The organism is Streptomyces sp. Q6, assembly GCF_036967205.1.
In the GTDB taxonomy this organism is placed as follows: Bacteria; Actinomycetota; Actinomycetes; order Streptomycetales; family Streptomycetaceae; genus Streptomyces; species Streptomyces citrinus.
Map to the genome: position 1 here is coordinate 1,609,666 of NZ_CP146022.1, position 16,812 is coordinate 1,626,477.

The window sequence follows — 16,812 nt, forward strand, 5'->3', positions numbered from 1 at the left end:
AGCTCCCGACGGATGACCGTACCGCCCCGGGGTGTACGGGCAAAAGCCGAGGGCCCATGCCAGCAGGCATGGGCCCAGGGATGACCGCTTGCGGTCGATGTGTGACTGAACTCAGACGGAGACCAGGTCACACACGAAGATCAGCGTCTCGCCGGGGGCGATGCGGCCGCCGCCGGCGCCACGCTCGCCGTACGCGAGGTGCGAGGGGATGGTCAGCTGACGACGGCCGCCGACCTTCATGCCCTGCACGCCCTGGTCCCAGCCCTGGATGACCTGGCCGGCACCGAGCTGGAACTGAAGCGGGGTGCCGCGGTTCCAGGAGGCGTCGAACTCCTCGCCGGTGGAGAAGGCCACGCCCACGTAGTGCACGGAGACGGTGGCGCCCGCCTTCGCCTCGGGCCCGTCGCCGACCCAGATGTCCTTGATCTCGAGGTCCGCCGGGGGCTCGCCGCCCGGGAAGTCGATCTCGGGCTTGTCGATGCTCACGTGAATTGCTCCTGCTTGTTGACTGTTGGGCAACCGGGACAGTCTGCCATCTGTCGGGCGGTCAGTGCGCGGCGAGCACGTCCACCACGAACACCAGTGTCGAGTTGGCCGGCAGGGTCTCGCCCTTGGCCTCCTTGCCGTACGCCTGGTCCGCGGGGATCACCAGGAGGACGCGGTCACCGACGTGCTTGCCGACGAGACCCTTGTCCCAGCCCGGGATGACCTGGCCCTTGCCGATGACGGTCGTGAACGGCTGGCCCGTCTTCCAGGAGGAGTCGAACAGCTCGGCCTTCTTCTTGCCCTGGTTGAGCTTCCAGGCCGCACCGCTGTACTGCATGGTGACCGTCTGGCCGCTCTTGACCTCGGCGCCCTTGCCCTGGATGAGGACCTGGTCGGTGAGCTTCTTCGGCGGGTCGTTCTTCGGGATCGAGATCGTCGCCGGCTCTTCCTTGTCGGCCTGGATCTGCGGCAGGTTCGACGGGATCGCGGCCTGCGTGCCCTCGGCCTTCTTCGGGATGACCTTGCCGACGTCGATGGCGAAGACCAGGGTGTCCGTGCCGGTGATGCCGACCTGCTGGTTGCCCTGCGCGCCGAAGCCGGCGGCCGGCGGGGCCACCACGAGGACGCGGCTGCCCTCCTTCTGCCCGATCACGGCCTGCGCGAACGCCGGGAGCTGGCCCTCGGCACCGGCCGTCACCAGCTGGTCACCGCCGCCCTGCGCCCCGTACGTGGTGCCGAGGTCCTTGGCGCCCTTCCAGACCTTGCCGGTGAAGTTCATCGCCACCAGGTCGTTCTTCTTCACCTCGGCGCCGTCGCCCTCGGTCAGGGTGTGCACGACGAACTTGCCGCTCGGGTCACCCTTGGGCACCGAGATCGTGGCCTTCTTGCCCGCGTCGCCGGAGACCTTCGGCATCGGGTTCGCGGTGTCGACCGCCTTGGGGACCTCGGCCGCCTTCGGTGACGCGGACGAGGAATCCGCCTTGTCCGCCGAGTCCTTCTTGCCGTCGTCACTGCCGCAGGCCGTCGCGGTCAGCGCCAGTGCCGGCACGATCAGTAGAGCTGCAAGTCGGCGTCGCACAAGAATCCTCAGGTCGCTCGAATACGGTCCGGCCACTCTAGGCCCTCGCACAGCTTTGCCAAGGGCAGGCGAAGGGCCCCGTACGAATGATTCGCACGGGGCCCCCGGCCGGATTGGTCGAACGTCTGCGCAGATCCCCTACATACCGGCGATCAGCTTCTCCACCCGGTCGTCCACGCTGCGGAACGGGTCCTTGCACAGCACGGTGCGCTGCGCCTGGTCGTTCAGCTTCAGGTGCACCCAGTCGACCGTGAAGTCACGGCGCTGCTCCTGGGCGCGGCGGATGAAGTCGCCGCGCAGCCGCGCGCGGGTGGTCTGCGGCGGCACGGACTTGCCCTCGAAGATCTTGAGGTCGTTGCAGATCCGGGCGGCCTGGCCCTTCTTCTCCAGGAGGTAGTAGAGGCCCCGGCGTCGGTGGATGTCGTGGTAGGCGAGGTCTATCTGCGCGACCCGCGGATGCGACATGGTCATGTTGTGCTTGGCCCGGTACCGCTCGATGAGCTTGTACTTCATGACCCAGTCGATCTCGGTGCCGATACGGTCGAGATCCTCGGCCTCGATGGCGTCGAGCGTGCGGCCCCACAGCTCCAGGACCTGGTCGACGGTGCCGGTGCGCACGCCCCGGCGCTCCACGAAGTCGACGGCCTTCTCGTAGTACTCGCGCTGCACCTCGAGCGCGGAGGCCTCGCGGCCGCTGGCCAGGCGCACCTTGCGGCGGCCCGTGATGTCGTGGCTGACCTCGCGGATGGCCCGGATCGGGTTCTCCAGGGTCAGGTCGCGCATCACCGTGCCCGCCTCGATCATGCGCAGCACCAGGTCGGTCGCGCCGACCTTGAGCAGCATGGTCGTCTCGGACATGTTCGAGTCGCCGACGATGACGTGCAGCCGCCGGTAGCGCTCGGCGTCGGCGTGCGGCTCGTCGCGGGTGTTGATGATCGGCCGGGAGCGGGTCGTCGCGGAGCTGACGCCCTCCCAGATGTGCTCGGCGCGCTGGCTCACGCAGTACACGGCGCCGCGCGGAGTCTGCAGCACCTTGCCCGCGCCGCACAGCAGCTGACGGGTGACCAGGAAGGGGATGAGGATGTCCGCGAGCCGCGAGAACTCCCCGTGCCGCGCCACCAGGTAATTCTCATGGCAGCCGTAGGAGTTTCCCGCCGAGTCGGTGTTGTTCTTGAAGAGATAGACGTCGCCTGCGATTCCCTCCTCGTGCAGGCGGCGTTCGGCGTCGACGAGCAGGCCTTCCAGAATGCGCTCGCCGGCCTTGTCGTGGGTGACCAGCTCGGTCACGTTGTCGCATTCCGGTGTTGCGTATTCCGGATGCGAACCCACGTCAAGATAAAGGCGGGCACCGTTCCGCAGAAAGACATTGCTGCTGCGGCCCCATGACACGACACGGCGGAAGAGGTACCGCGCCACCTCGTCAGGAGACAGGCGGCGCTGTCCCCTAAACGTGCATGTGACGCCGTACTCGTTCTCCAGCCCGAAAATGCGGCGGTCCATGACTGAACATTACGCCCGATCCCCCGAGCTGAAACGGGGTTCGACAGCACGGTTTGGATCATTTTCCGATGAGAGCGCGACACGCCCGGACGTGCGAGGCTCCGTCAGGACCCGCCCCGTGGCCAGGAGTACGAGCAGCGCGACCGCCCCCGTGGCGGCCGGGACGGCGAACCCCCACCGGGTGCCGCCCCACTCGACGACCGGGCCCGCCACGGCCGTTCCGACGCTCGCGCCGACCGTGAACGTCGTCACGAGCCAGGAGAACGCCTCGGTCACCGTCCCCCGCGGCGCGTGCCGGTCGACGACGATGAACGCGCACGCGATGCACGGCGCGAGGAAGACCCCGGCGACCGCCGTGAGCGCCACCATGGCGACCGGCCCCGGCACGAGCGTCAACGGCACGTAGCACAGCGCCAGGAGGGCCACCAGCCACCGAAGTCGCGCCTCCGGGGCGCCGCTCCACTGCCGCGCCCCGTACACCGAGCCACCCACGAGCGCGCCGAGGCCGAGCGCCGCCATCATCCAGCCGTACGTCGCGTCGCCCCTGTTCCCGTCCGCGTACGAGACGCCCGCCACGGTGATGGAGCCCAGCGCCAGCCCGATGAACAGGAAGGCGGCGAGCAGCACGAGCAGTCCCGGCGAGCGCAGCGCGCCCAGCCAGTGCGCCTCGCGCGGGGCCGAACGCCACTGCCTCGACGGCTTCGACACGACGACCGAGAGCGCGCCGAGCACCCCGATCACGTTCAGGACGACGAGCGCCGCCTGCGCCGACCAGAGCGAGACGCACACGGTCACCAGCAACGGCCCGACGGTGAACATGACCTCCTGCGCGATCGCGTCCATCGCGTACGCGGTGTGGACCTGCTCCTCGCGCGGCAGCACGTCGGGCCACAGGGCGCGCAGGCCGCCTTCGAGCGGTGGCGTGAACAGGCCCGCCGCCGCCACGGCGGCGTACGCCGGCGGCAACGAGCTCGTCCCCACCACGGCGAACACGGTCATGGCGAGTGCCGAGACGACCGCCGCGGGCAGTTGCACCCTCGGCTGCCCGCGCAGGTCGACGAGGCGGCCGAGCACCGGCTGCCCGATCGCGTTCGCCACCCCGTACACCGCCGCGAGCGCGCCCGCGAGGCTGTACGTGCCGCCCTCGTCCCGGATGAACAGCACGATGGCGATCGCCGCCGTCGCGTTGGGCAGCCTGCCCACCAGCGTCCCCGTGAGCAGCCGCATCGCGTGCCGCGCCCTGAGGATCTCCGCATATCCCGCGGCCATCGTCCCGCCCCACCTCACGTTTTACGTATAACCTCGCGGGGTTATACGTACCACGTGCGCGGCTCCGGGAGCCACCCGATAACGTCGAACACCCCTGGACGCGACCGACCAGGACGAGACCCACGGAGGCAGCAGTGACCAGCGGTACGGACGGGACGGCGACCGCCCGCCCCACCAGCCGGGACGTGGCCCGCGCCGCGGGCGTCTCGCAGGCCGCCGTCTCCCTCGTCATGGGCGACAAGTGGCGCGGCCGCGTCGCGCCCGCCACCGCCGAGCGGGTCCGCACCGCCGCTCAGCAGCTCGGCTACCGCCCCAATCTCGCCGCCCGCAACCTCCGCCTGGGCCGCACCCGCACCGCCCTCCTCGTCGTCCCCGCGCTCACCAACGAGTTCTTCGCCGGCGTCTACACAGGAGCCGCCCGCTTCGCCGCGCGGCACGACTTCGGCGTCGTCCTGTACCCCTCCCCCGACGGCGTCGGCCCGGCCCGCGACCCGTTCCCCTCGGCGCGCGCCGCCCTGGACGGGATCCTGGCCTCCTCCATGGCCGCCGACGCCGTCACCACCCTGCGCGGCGACGACCTGCCCCTCGTCATGCTCGACAGCGACCCGGCCGGCAGCCTCGGCGCCGCGACCGTCAACCTCGACCTCGCCGACGGCATCCGGCAGATCACCGACCACCTGCTCGGCCTCGGCCACCGCCACTTCCTGCACCTCGCCTCGGCGGTCACCTCCTGGACCTTCGACGTGCGCGCCCAGGAACTGGCCGCCCGCACCGCCCAGGTGCCCGGCACCACCGTCCGCACCGTCCGCTCGGCCCTCACCGTCGACGAGGCCCTGGCCGCCACGGAGCGGGCCCTGCGCACCAGCGGCGTCACCCCGCCCACCGCGATCGTCTGCGACGACGACAAGCTTGCCGCGGGCGCCTACAAGGCCGCCCGCCGGATGGGCCTGCGCGTCCCTGACGACCTCTCGGTCACCGGCTTCGACGACCTCTCCCTCGCCATGGCCATCGAGCCCGAGCTCACCACGGTGCGGCTGCCCGCGGAGGAGTTCGGCGCGCGCGGCATGGCGGCCCTCATCGCCGTCCTCGAAGGCCGCGCCCCCGAGACCGCGCCGCTCCCGGTCGAGTTGAAGGTCCGCGGCTCGTCGGGCCCGCCGCCGCGCACCACGTCCTGACATGCGTGTGCCCCGGCCGGTTCCGGAACCGGCCGGGGCACACGCACGACGCACTACTCGTCGCCGGAGTCCTCGTCGGAGACGGCGTCCGACTCGGCCTCGGTGGTCGCCGCGGCGCCCTCGGCCGTCAGGAGCCGGGACAGCTGCCGCCCCGCGATCCGCTTGAACTTCCGCTGCTGCGGCCGCGTACGGTCCAGGACCGCCACCTCGAGACGCTCGGCGGGGATCTCCCGCTCGCTCCCGTTCGTGTCGCGCGACAGGGCCTGCACCGCCAGCTTCAGCGCCTCGGACAGCGTCATGCCGTCCCGGTGCCGCTGATCCAGGTAGGTGCTGATCTGCTCGGCGTTGCCACCGACCGCCACCGAACCGTGCTCGTCGACGATCGAACCGTCGTGGGGCAGCCGGTAGATCTGGTCGCCCTCGGGCGACTCACCGACCTCCGCCACGACCAGCTCCACCTCGTACGGCTTCTCGCCCGCACTGGAGAAGATCGTGCCCAGCGTCTGCGCGTACACGTTCGCCAGGCCGCGCGCGGTCACGTCGTCACGGTCGTACGTGTAGCCACGCAGATCCGCGTAACGCACGCCCCCGATGCGGAGGTTCTCGTACTCGTTGTACTTGCCGGCGGCCGCGAAGCCGATCCGGTCGTAGATCTCGCTGAACTTGTGCAGGGCACGGGACGGGTTCTCGCCGACGAACACGATGCCGTCGGCGTATTGCAGCACGACCAGGCTGCGACCGCGTGCGATGCCCTTGCGCGCGTACTCCGCGCGATCGGCCATCGCCTGCTGGGGTGAGACATAGAACGGCGTCGACACCGGCTATCCGTCCCTTTCTGTCAGTGAAAAGTCAGTGGGGAACCAGAGGCTGAGGAGCAGTCAGCTCACAGCAGTGCGGCCCGCGGGCCGTCCGGCTGCTCCATACGCCGATCCAGGATCGAACGGGCGATCGCCGAGGACTCGTCGTCCGTCAGCCGCCGGAAGCCCTCGTCCGTGATCACGGTGACGATCGGGAAGATCCGCCGCGCCATGTCGGGACCGCCGGTCGCCGAGTCGTCGTCCGCGGCGTCGTACAGCGCCTGGATGACCAGCGTTGTGGCCTCTTCCTCCGACAGATCCGCGCGGTAGAGCTTCTTCATCGCCCCGCGCGCGAACACCGAACCCGAACCCGTGGCGGCGTACCCCGTCTCCTCGCTGCGCCCGCCCGTGACGTCGTACGAGAAGATCCGGCCCTTCTCACGATCGACGTCGTACCCCGCGAACAACGGCACGACCGCCAGACCCTGCATGGCCATGGCCAGGTTCGACCGGATCATCGTCGAGAGCCGGTTGGCCTTGCCCTCCAGCGACAGCTGGGCGCCTTCCACCTTCTCGAAGTGCTCCAGCTCCAGCTGGAAGAGCTTGACCATCTCGACGGCCAGACCGGCGGTGCCGGCGATGCCGACGGCCGAGTACTCGTCCGCCGGGAAGACCTTCTCGATGTCGCGCTGCGCGATGACATTGCCCATGGTGGCGCGACGGTCACCGGCGAGCACGACGCCGCCGGGGAACGTCACGGACACGATGGTCGTGCCGTGGGGTGCCTCGATGACGCCCTGCGTCGGCGGCAACTGCCGGTTGCCCGGCAGCATTTCGGGCTGGTGCTCGGAGAGGAAGTCCATGAAGGACGACGACCCGGGCGTCAGGAAGGCAGCCGGTAGACGCCCGGTGCTACGAGGGTTGGCTTCCACGCGTTTCCTTCCAGGTAGTCGGCGGCACGGCGGACAGCGCCGGGGTCGTCCCCCAACTTGCCGATGGCCGAATTGCAGTTGAAGCACAGTACGCCACGGACCCTACCCGTCTCGTGGCAGTGATCCACATGTACTGCCGGGGCTTTCCGGCAGATCACGCAGACGCCCACCTGGGAGGCAATCATCTCGTCGCGATCGGCCTCGGTGAGGTCGTAGTGACGCTTGAGGTGACCTTGCCGACCCCGGATCGCCCGGCGGGTCGTGCATCGCGTGGGCAGGCCGCCGGAGGCCGTCGAATTGCGGTGCCACTCACTGTGCGGCTTGATCTCGCCACATGTGCGGCAGTGCTTGTGGCCTTCCGGTACATCGACCTTCTCGCGGACGGTCTTACCCATCGCAGCCTGTCGGCGCTTGCAGTACTCCGCAGCGCAGTCACGGCAGTTCGTCTGCAGCCCGTCGGGCCGCACCCGATTAGCCGCGAATGCGCTCACGGGAAGGCACTCCTGACAAGCAGAGCACCTCTTCATGCCCGATTCGGACATTCGTCACTGTCCACCCTTTTGCACAAAACTCCTCACGAAGTCCTCTGCATTCTCTTCCAAGACGTCGTCAATCTCGTCCAGAACCGAGTCGACATCGTCGCTCAGCTTCTCCTGGCGCTCCTTGAGGTCGTCGGTCGCCTGCGCGTCCTGCGCCTGCTCCTCGACCTCCTCGGTGGAACGCGTCGCCTTCTGCTGTCCGCCGCCGGTGTCCTTGGTCGCCATCTGAGCTCACCCCGCTCGGTTCGAGATTCAGGTCGTTCGTGATCAGAACCCTACAAGTCGGGTCTGACATCGGCCCCGCACTTCGTCCAACGTGCGGGGCCCACCTCTGTGATTCCCCTGCCGCAGGCCTTTCAGCCGCCGATCGGCCATCGATCGGCCATGGATCAGTTTCCGGACAGGACCCGGACCAGATCCTCGGCCGTACGGCACCGGTCGAGGAGCTCCTTCACGTGATTGCGCGTTCCGCGAAGGGGTTCGAGGGTGGGGACCCGCTGGAGCGAGTCCCGGCCGGGCAGGTCGAAGATCACCGAGTCCCAGGAGGCCGCGGCGACGTCGTCCGCGTACTGCTCCAGGCAGCGCCCGCGGAAGTACGCCCTGGTGTCCTCCGGCGGCTTCGTACGGGCCCTCTCGACCTCGTCCTCGTCCAGGAGGCGCTTCATCTTGCCGCGGGCCACGAGACGGTTGTACAGGCCCTTCTCGGCCCGTACGTCCGCGTACTGGAGGTCGACCAGATGGAGCCGCGCGGCGTCCCAGTCGAGGCTGTCGCGGCGCCGGTAGCCCTCCATGAGCTCCCGCTTGGCGACCCAGTCCAGCTCGCCGGAGAGGCTCATCGGGTCGGTCTCCAGGCGGCCGAGCACGTCCTCCCAGCGGGCCAGGACGTCCTTGGTCTGCTCGTCCACGTCCGCGCCGAAGCGCTCCTCGACGTACTTCCTGGCGAGCTCGAAGTACTCCATCTGGAGCTGGACCGCGGTGAGTGTGCGGCCGCTACGCAGAGTGATCAGGCGCTGGAGGGTCGGGTCGTGGGAGACCTGGTGCAGGGTGCGCACCGGCTGGTCCACGGCCAGGTCGACGGCGATGAACCCGTCCTCGATCATGGAAAGGACGAGGGAGGTCGTGCCGAGCTTGAGATAGGTCGAGATCTCCGAGAGGTTCGCGTCGCCGATGATCACGTGCAGGCGGCGGTACTTCTCGGCGTCCGAGTGCGGCTCGTCGCGGGTGTTGATGATCGGGCGCTTGAGGGTCGTCTCCAGACCCACCTCGACCTCGAAGTAGTCCGCGCGCTGGCTGAGCTGGAAGCCGTGCTCGTGCCCGTCCTGGCCGATGCCGACCCGGCCCGCGCCGGTGACCACCTGGCGCGACACGAAGAAGGGCGTGAGGTGGCGCACGATGTCCGAGAAGGGGGTCTCCCGCTTCATCAGGTAGTTCTCGTGCGTCCCGTAGGAGGCGCCCTTGTTGTCGGTGTTGTTCTTGTAGAGGTGGATCGGCTGGGCGCCGGGCAGCTGGGCGGCGCGCTCGGCGGCCTCGGCCATGATCCGCTCGCCGGCCTTGTCCCAGAGGACGGCGTCGCGGGGGTTGGTGATCTCCGGGGAGCTGTACTCGGGGTGTGCGTGGTCGACGTAGAGGCGTGCGCCATTGGTGAGGATGACGTTGGCCAGGCCGATGTCCTCGTCGGTCAGCTGGCTGGAGTCGGCGGCCTCCCGGGCGAGGTCGAAGCCCCGGGCGTCGCGCAGCGGGTTCTCCTCCTCGAAGTCCCAGCGGGCCCTGCGGGCCCGGTGCATCGCCGCCGCGTACGCGTTGACGATCTGGGACGAGGTGAGCATGGCATTGGCATTGGGGTGGCCGGGGACGGAGATCCCGTATTCCGTCTCGATGCCCATTACTCGCCGTACGGTCATGCGGCCCTCCTTGCCCGGCGGCGCCCTCGGTCGGGGGCGGCGCTCAAGTACCGCTGGTTCTCCGGTGCGTGTGCGGTGCCCGTCCCCGCACGGCGCGACTCGGCGGCATGACAGAGCCTAGAACGCCTTTGCGCTGGTGGGGAGATCATTTGCGTCATTGCTTCGCTCCGACGTCGAGCAGCTGGTCGCGTGGTCGTTCCCTGTGAGTTGTCCGGAAAAACAGTCGGCTGCGGGTACCCGATACGGGCACCCGCAGCCACCCTGTCTTTTACAGGTACTGACCCGTGTTCGCCACCGTGTCGATGGAGCGTCCGGTGTCCGCGCCCTGCTTTCCGGTGACGAGGGTGCGGATGTAGACGATCCGCTCGCCCTTCTTGCCGGAGATGCGGGCCCAGTCGTCCGGGTTGGTGGTGTTCGGCAGGTCCTCGTTCTCCTTGAACTCGTCGATGCAAGCCTGGAGGAGGTGGGAGACCCTGAGGCCCTTCTGGTTCTGCTCGAGGAAGGCCTTGATGGCCATCTTCTTGGCGCGTCCGACGATGTTCTCGATCATTGCGCCGGAGTTGAAGTCCTTGAAGTACAGGACTTCCTTGTCGCCATTGGCGTACGTGACCTCCAGGAAGCGGTTCTCCTCGGATTCCGCGTACATGTGCTCAACGGCGGTCTGGATCATGTTGTGAACCGTGGCCGCCCGGTCGCTGCCGTGCTCACCGAGGTCGTCGGCGTGCAGCGGGAGGCGCTGGGTGAGGTACTTGCCGAAGATGTCCTTGGCCGCTTCGGCGTCGGGACGCTCGATCTTGATCTTCACGTCGAGTCGGCCGGGTCGCAGGATGGCGGGGTCGATCATGTCCTCGCGGTTCGAGGCACCGATCACGACCACGTTCTGCAAGCCCTCCACACCGTCGATCTCGGCGAGCAGCTGCGGGACGATGGTGTTCTCCACGTCCGAGCTGACACCGGAGCCACGGGTGCGGAACAGGGACTCCATCTCGTCGAAGAAGACGATGACGGGGGTACCCTCGCTGGCCTTCTCCCGCGCACGCTGGAAGACGAGGCGGATCTGCCGCTCGGTCTCACCGACGTACTTGTTGAGCAGCTCGGGACCCTTGATGTTGAGGAAGAAGCTCTTCCCCTGGCCCTGTCCGGTCACCTCGGCGACCTTCTTGGCAAGGGAGTTGGCGACTGCCTTGGCGATCAGGGTCTTACCGCATCCAGGGGGCCCGTAGAGCAGGACGCCCTTCGGCGGCCGCAGCTCGTGCTCCCTGTAGAGGTCCGGGTAGAGGTACGGCAGCTCGACCGCGTCCCGGATCAGTTCGATCTGGTTGCCCAGGCCGCCGATCTGGTCGTAGCCGATGTCCGGGACCTCTTCGAGGACCAGCTCCTCCACTTCGCTCTTCGGAACGACTTCGTAGACGTAGCCGGAACGGGGTTCGAGAAGCAGCGCGTCGCCGGGGCGGATGACGACGTCGAGGAGCGGTTCGGCGAGCCGGACCACCCTCTCCTCGTCGGTGTGCCCGGTCACGAGGGCGCGCTCGCCGTCCTCCAGGATCTCCTTGAGGGTGACGATGTCGCCGACGCTCTCGTACTCCATGGCCTCGACCACGTTGAGCGCTTCGTTGAGCATTACTTCCTGGCCGCGCCTGAGCTCTTCGAGCTCGACACTCGGACTCACGTTCACCCGAAGCTTGCGACCGCCGGTGAAGATGTCGGCGGTGCCGTCCTCGTTCGCCGTGAGGAAGACTCCGAAGCCGGCCGGCGGCTGCGCGAGCCGGTCGACCTCTTCCTTGAGGGCCACGATCTGGTCGCGGGCCTCACGGAGTGTGTTGGCCAGCCGTTCGTTCTGGGCGGACACGCCGGCCAGATTGGTCTGCAACTCGACGATCCGCTCTTCGAGAATCCTCGTATGACGCGGAGAGTCGGCGAGCTTGCGCCGCAGGACGGCGATTTCCTGCTCGAGATAGGCAATCTGCCCGGCCGGGTCGTCGGACCCTCGTCCCGGGCGGATGCCGCGGTTGATGTCGTCGTCGTGGGCTGCCACGGTCCTCACCTCCTCCAAGGGGAGCTGGACGCTTCCAGACCCTACCTGGGCGGGTGTCGATTGAAACCCCTAGATCACAAAGACGGTCGAGGTGTGTCCGATCTTCACCCTTGCGCTCTCCCTCACGCCAGTGGAATACCCACCCAACAACATCGGAAAGCGGCCGGTTGTAGGGTCGAAGTGTTCAACACCCGTCAGGCCTGGCCCGACTTGCTCCGCGGAAGTCGGAATTCGAGGGCCACGACGTAGGAAACGGCAGGAGACATGACCGTGCAGCAAGAGGCCGGATCCGGCACCGACACCGGCGTTCCGCTGGAGGTGTGGATCGACCAGGACCTGTGCACCGGGGACGGCATCTGCGCCCAGTACGCGCCCGAGGTCTTCGAGCTGGACATCGACGGTCTCGCGTACGTGAAGGGCGCGGGCGACGAGCTGCTCCAGGCGCCGGGGGCGTCAACGCCCGTACCGCTTCCGCTTCTCACCGATGTGGTGGCGTCCGCCGAGGAGTGCCCGGGCGACTGCATCCACGTACGTCGGGTTTCGGACAGGGTCGAGGTCTACGGACCGGACGCCGAGTGAGCGCGAGGTAGGCGTCCGTCCGGGCGTCGCCGACGCCGAAGGGCCCTGTGCGCCGGTTCGTGACCGGTGCACAGGGCCCTTCGCGTGGGCTCAGACGCTGCGTGCCTCGGACGGCGTGGAGCGGACGAACGAACCGCTCTTCCACTGCCACTTGGCCTTGTCGTGCACGTCGGGCTGGTAGCGCGGCACGTCCGGGGACGAGTAGCCCTCCAGGTTCGCGGTGACGGCCGCGTCGCGCACGGCGAGGTCGGTGACCGTGAAGCCGTCCTTGGGGTCGACGAGCGTGGCGACGATCCGGGGCTTGGCTCCCGCGGGCCGGGTGAGGACGTAGACGCCGTTCGGCGGGGTGCCGGAGCCGGCGTCGCAGCGGACGACGGCGACCGTCTCGGGTCTCCCGTCGCCGTCGAGGTCGCCGGTGGCCTTCTTCTGCACGAGGACCTTCACGGGCCCGCAGTCCAGTGGGAAGTGGACCGCGGCCGGGTCGGGCGGGACGGCGGTCGCGGCGTGGGCGGTGGCCGACTTGGCGTCGGTCTGGGCCGCGGTGGCGGAGTCCGGCTGGAGGAAGCCGGAGGCCGCGACGACGGCGGCGAGGGCGGCCGCGGTGGCCAGCCAGTGGACGGGTCGGGTGGTGGTGTGCGCCAGTTCCGGGAGCGTCTGCCGGGGGGGCTGCTGCACTAGGAGCGTCTCCTGTGAGGGCTGTGCCGGTGGGGGTGGCCAGCATCGTGCCATACGTCACAGTGGAGAGGAACGGCGGGGTCCGGAGTTTCCGCGGTGGCTCGTGGGTGCGGTGCTGCCGTGGTGTCAACGTACGGACGCCGCCGCCGAGTTCCCGTGCGAGGCGAGGGAACTCGGCGGCGGCGCCGATGCGTTGTGAAGGGGTACGTCACCGCTGTGACGGGTCAGCGGCCGCGGTTGCCGCCGTCCGCGTTCGGGCCGTCGTAGTCCTCGCCGTAGGCGCCCTTGGCGGGGCGGCGGCGGCGCATGGGCGGCTCGACGCCGTCCGCGAGGCGGCGGGCGGTGAGCAGGAAGCCGGTGTGGCCGATCATCCGGTGGTCGGGGCGGACGGCGAGGCCCTCCACGTGCCAGTTGCGGATCATCGACTCCCACGAGGTCGGCTCGTTGAAGCAGCCGATCTCGCGGATGGACTCGACGGTGCGGGCGAGCTGCGTGGTGGTGGCCACGTAGCAGCACAGGATGCCGCCGGGGACGAGCGCCTTCTTGACGACGTCCAGGCACTCCCACGGGGCCAGCATGTCGAGGATGACCCGGTCGACGTCGCCGTCGGAGAGGTTGTCCTGGAGGTCGCCGACGGTGAGCTGCCAGGCGGGGTGCGGGCCGCCGAAGTAGCGCTCCACGTTCCCCTTGGCGATCTCCGCGAAGTCCTCGCGGCGCTCGTAGGAGTGCAGCATGCCCTCGTCGCCGATGGCGCGCAGCAGGAAGCTGCTGAGGGAGCCGGAGCCCACGCCCGCTTCGACGACGCGCGCGCCGGGGAAGATGTCGGCGAAGGCCAGGATCTGCCCCGCGTCCTTGGGGTAGACCACGGCGGCGCCGCGGGGCATGGACAGGACGTAGTCGGGGAGCAGGGGGCGCAGCGCGAGGTAGGCGACGTTTCCGGTGGTGCGGACAACGCTGCCCTCGGGAGCGCCGATCAGCTCGTCGTGCGGGAAGGAACCCTTGTGGGTGTGGAAGTTCTTTCCCTCTTCGAGCGTGAACGTGTAGTGGCGGCCCTTGGGGTCGGTCAGCTGAACCTGGTCCCCGACCTTGAAGGGCCCGCGTCGGCGGGCGGCACCGGTCGGTTCGGACATGTGAACAGCCTACCGGGCCCGGCGCGGACCGCCGACCACCGTGCGCGGCGCGGGCCGGGGGCTACGAGGGCCTGGCCATCGCCTTGACGAAGGCGCGCTCCACGTCGGCGGCGGAGAGGACGCCGTAGATCGCGCCGTTCTCCTCGACCACCAGGTACTCGGTGGCCGGGGTCGCGCGGAGCGTGTCGAGGAGGTCCTCGCCCGCGAGCTCGGCGGAGACGCGCATGCCGTCCGTGAGGTCCTGGGCGAGGCCGCTGACCGGGACCCAGGGGCGGCGGTGCTCGGGGACGCCGACGATGGCGGCCTCGCGGACCAGGGAGCGGGGTTCGCCGTCGGCGTCGACGACGACGAGCGCGCGGGCGCCCGCCTCGTTGGCCCGGCGCAGCGCTTCGGAGAGCGGGGTGGCCGGCTCGATGGGGACGGCGCGGCGGGTGAGGGTGCGGGCGCGCAGCTCCGGGAGGTGTTCGCGCAGCCGTGCCATCCGCAGGCTGTTCCCGGCGCCGGTCCAGATGATCGCGGCGAGGATCGCGGCCAGCAGCGCGTCCATGACGGTGTCCATGCCGCCGGTCTCCTCCGCGCTCGAGCCGAGGGCGCCGGACTGGGTGAGCAGCGGGAGGCCGATGAGGACGGCGATGGCGAGGGCGCGGCCGACCCAGGCGGCGGCGATGGTGCCGCTCATGGGCTTGCCGGTGATCTTCCAGACGACGGCCCGGAGCATCCGGCCGCCGTCGAGGGGCAGGCCGGGCAGGAGGTTGAACGCGGCGACGATGACGTTCGAGACCATGAGTCCGGCGAGCAGGACCCCCGGGACGGTGCCCGGCTCGACGGCCATCATGCCGAGGTAGAAGACGCCCGCGAGGACGAGCGAGAGCAGCGGGCCGACGAACGCGAGGACGAATTCGCGGCCCGGGGTCTCGGACTCCTTCTCGATCTCGGAGACGCCGCCGAAGAACTGGAGCTGGATCCGGCGGACCGGGAGTTTGAAGCGCAGGGCGGCGACGGTGTGCGCGAGTTCGTGGACGAGTACCGAGGCGTAGAACGCGACGGCGAAGAAGAGCGAGACCAGGTAGCGGGCCGCGCCGAGCTCGGGCAGTACGCGGTCGAGCTGCCCGCCGAACACCCAGGTGATCAGTGCGGCGACCAGGAACCAGCTGGGCGCGACGTACACGGGGACGCCGAAGGGACGCCCCATGAGCAGTCCGCCGCGGGGCTCCGGGGGCTTGGCCGGGCCCTTGCGGCCGGAGGTCGCGGCGGCGCGCTCGGGGTGGGTGTCGTGGGGGCGGGTGCCGGCGGGTGGCTGCGGTGCGCCGTCCTCGGGCGCGGGCTCCTGGGGGGACGGGGAGGCGGTGGGTGTCGGTTCCGGGTCCTCGGCCGGCGGGGTGCCGGGCCGCGGCGCGGACCCGTCCGCCGGTTCCTTCGCCTGGTCCGGCGCGGTCTCCTGGTGGTCCCCGGTGTCGGACGCGGCGGCCGGCCGGGAGGGTGCGGGGCCGGTCGGCGCCGTCCCCTCCGCCGGGACGGCGGGGGCGCGGGGCGCCTCGCGGTGTCCTCCGCGGGCGGCGTCGCCTCGCCGGTGCCGGACTGCGGCTGCCCGCTCTCGTCCACGGTGATCCCTCGGTCCCCTCGTTCGAGCGTCTCCCGCCGCAGGGCGGGACGTTCTGGCGTCGATGGTATGCGGACGGTGTCCGGTGGCCCCCGGCGACTCCCCCGGGCCACGCTACGCAAGACGCCCCGGACGCGCAGGTGCCTGACTGTCGGTGCCGGGCCGTATCGTCGGGTGACATGGAGACCAGTACCGAGACGGGCCCGGACAGCGGCCCCGAGAGCGGGTCGGAGAGCGACCCCACGCCGGGCGCCGAGCGGGTCGTCACCGCCGTCGCGCCGACGTCGCTCTCGCCGTCGCGCGCGAGCGATTTCATGCAGTGCCCGTTGCTGTACCGGTTCCGGGTGATCGACAAGCTGCCGGAGAAGCCGAGCGAGGCGGCGACGCGGGGCACGCTGGTGCACGCGGTGCTGGAGAGACTCTTCGACGTCCCCGCCGGGGAGCGGACCGCGCCGCAGGCCAAGTCGCTGATCCCGGGGCAGTGGGACCGGCTGCGGGAGTCGCGGCCCGAGCTGGGCGAGCTGTTCGCGGACGACGCGGAGGGCGAGCGGATGACGCGCTGGCTCGGCGAGGCGGAGCGGCTGGTCGAGCGGTGGTTCACGCTGGAGGATCCGACGCGCCTGGAGCCCGCCGAGCGGGAGTTGTTCGTCGAGGCCGAGCTGGACTCGGGGCTGAAGCTGCGCGGGATCATCGACCGGGTCGACGTGGCGCCCACGGGCGAGGTCCGGATCGTCGACTACAAGACGGGCAAGGCGCCGCGGCCCGAGTACGCCGAGGGCGCGCTGTTCCAGATGAAGTTCTACGCCCTGGTGGTGTGGCGTCTGAAGGGTGTCGTGCCGCGGCGGCTTCAGCTGGTGTACCTGGGCAGCGGTGACGTGATCACGTACGACCCGGTGATCGAGGATCTGGAGCGGGTCGAGCGGAAGCTGCACGCGCTGTGGGAGGCGATCAGGAGCGCGACCGAGTCCGGTGAGTGGCGGCCGCGGCCGACGAAGCTGTGCGGTTGGTGCGACCACCAGGCCGTCTGCCCGGAATTCGGCGGTACTCCCCCGCCCTATCCGCTCCGGATCGGGGCGCCCGAGTCCGCCGGGGCCTAGCAGGGCAGAATGGGGCCGG

The 16,812-nt window shown here is 69.7% G+C and carries 16 protein-coding genes; 3 read left to right on the forward strand and 13 right to left on the reverse strand.

What is annotated here, in order from left to right:
- Positions 1–111: 111 nt before the first annotated feature.
- From V2W30_RS07615 to V2W30_RS07630, 4 genes are all read right to left on the reverse strand, one after another.
- On the reverse strand, positions 112–486 hold the full coding sequence (locus tag V2W30_RS07615; protein WP_338694687.1) for an FKBP-type peptidyl-prolyl cis-trans isomerase: 375 nt from the start codon (positions 484–486) through the stop codon (positions 112–114).
- 61 nt (positions 487–547) lie between these two features.
- Positions 548–1,564 carry an FKBP-type peptidyl-prolyl cis-trans isomerase gene (locus tag V2W30_RS07620; protein ID WP_338694689.1) on the reverse strand — a complete coding sequence of 339 codons (1,017 nt, stop codon included), beginning with the start codon at positions 1,562–1,564 and terminating at the stop codon, positions 548–550.
- A gap of 138 nt (positions 1,565–1,702) precedes the next feature.
- Positions 1,703–3,064 (reverse strand): Pup--protein ligase, encoded by a 1,362-nt coding sequence (pafA, locus tag V2W30_RS07625; RefSeq protein WP_338694691.1) that lies wholly within the window; start codon positions 3,062–3,064, stop codon positions 1,703–1,705.
- Between the two features lie 9 nt (positions 3,065–3,073).
- Positions 3,074–4,333, reverse strand: coding sequence for an MFS transporter (locus V2W30_RS07630; protein ID WP_338694693.1), 1,260 nt, complete (start codon positions 4,331–4,333; stop codon positions 3,074–3,076).
- 134 nt (positions 4,334–4,467) lie between these two features.
- Between V2W30_RS07630 and V2W30_RS07635 the strand changes: the two genes are divergently transcribed.
- Entirely contained in the window at positions 4,468–5,508 is a 1,041-nt protein-coding gene (locus V2W30_RS07635; RefSeq protein ID WP_338694695.1) for a LacI family DNA-binding transcriptional regulator, read from the forward strand.
- A 53-nt stretch (positions 5,509–5,561) separates the two neighbouring features.
- Here V2W30_RS07635 and prcA read toward each other — a convergent pair whose 3' ends face one another.
- The 6 genes from prcA to arc form a co-directional block, all read right to left on the reverse strand.
- Positions 5,562–6,326 (reverse strand): proteasome subunit alpha, encoded by a 765-nt coding sequence (prcA, locus tag V2W30_RS07640; RefSeq protein WP_338694697.1) that lies wholly within the window; start codon positions 6,324–6,326, stop codon positions 5,562–5,564.
- Positions 6,327–6,391: 65 nt separating this feature from the next.
- Positions 6,392–7,237 (reverse strand): proteasome subunit beta, encoded by an 846-nt coding sequence (gene prcB, locus V2W30_RS07645; protein ID WP_338694699.1) that lies wholly within the window; start codon positions 7,235–7,237, stop codon positions 6,392–6,394.
- Positions 7,189–7,764, reverse strand: coding sequence for an endonuclease VII domain-containing protein (locus V2W30_RS07650; RefSeq protein WP_338703524.1), 576 nt, complete (start codon positions 7,762–7,764; stop codon positions 7,189–7,191). The genes prcB and V2W30_RS07650 overlap by 49 nt, the downstream gene beginning before the upstream one ends.
- 18 nt (positions 7,765–7,782) lie before the next feature.
- Entirely contained in the window at positions 7,783–8,001 is a 219-nt protein-coding gene (locus tag V2W30_RS07655; RefSeq protein ID WP_037739193.1) for a ubiquitin-like protein Pup, read from the reverse strand.
- 164 nt (positions 8,002–8,165) lie between these two features.
- A complete protein-coding gene (dop, locus tag V2W30_RS07660; RefSeq protein WP_338694703.1) occupies positions 8,166–9,677 on the reverse strand; it encodes a depupylase/deamidase Dop in 1,512 nt (503 codons plus the stop codon).
- A gap of 268 nt (positions 9,678–9,945) precedes the next feature.
- Entirely contained in the window at positions 9,946–11,712 is a 1,767-nt protein-coding gene (gene arc, locus V2W30_RS07665; protein ID WP_338694705.1) for a proteasome ATPase, read from the reverse strand.
- 264 nt (positions 11,713–11,976) lie between these two features.
- Between arc and V2W30_RS07670 the strand changes: the two genes are divergently transcribed.
- A complete protein-coding gene (locus V2W30_RS07670; RefSeq protein ID WP_338694707.1) occupies positions 11,977–12,291 on the forward strand; it encodes a ferredoxin in 315 nt (104 codons plus the stop codon).
- Between the two features lie 90 nt (positions 12,292–12,381).
- Here the strand turns inward: V2W30_RS07670 and V2W30_RS07675 are convergent, their stop codons facing one another.
- The 3 genes from V2W30_RS07675 to V2W30_RS07685 form a co-directional block, all read right to left on the reverse strand.
- Positions 12,382–12,966: a hypothetical protein gene (locus V2W30_RS07675; RefSeq protein ID WP_338694709.1), complete on the reverse strand. Its 585-nt coding sequence runs from the start codon at positions 12,964–12,966 to the stop codon at positions 12,382–12,384.
- Positions 12,967–13,190: 224 nt separating this feature from the next.
- Positions 13,191–14,096 carry a tRNA (adenine-N1)-methyltransferase gene (locus V2W30_RS07680; RefSeq protein WP_018535043.1) on the reverse strand — a complete coding sequence of 302 codons (906 nt, stop codon included), beginning with the start codon at positions 14,094–14,096 and terminating at the stop codon, positions 13,191–13,193.
- Positions 14,097–14,157: 61 nt separating this feature from the next.
- Entirely contained in the window at positions 14,158–15,288 is a 1,131-nt protein-coding gene (locus tag V2W30_RS07685; RefSeq protein WP_425244501.1) for a site-2 protease family protein, read from the reverse strand.
- 587 nt (positions 15,289–15,875) lie between these two features.
- Between V2W30_RS07685 and V2W30_RS07690 the strand changes: the two genes are divergently transcribed.
- Positions 15,876–16,793 (forward strand): RecB family exonuclease, encoded by a 918-nt coding sequence (locus V2W30_RS07690; RefSeq protein WP_338694713.1) that lies wholly within the window; start codon positions 15,876–15,878, stop codon positions 16,791–16,793.
- Positions 16,794–16,812 lie beyond the last annotated feature (19 nt).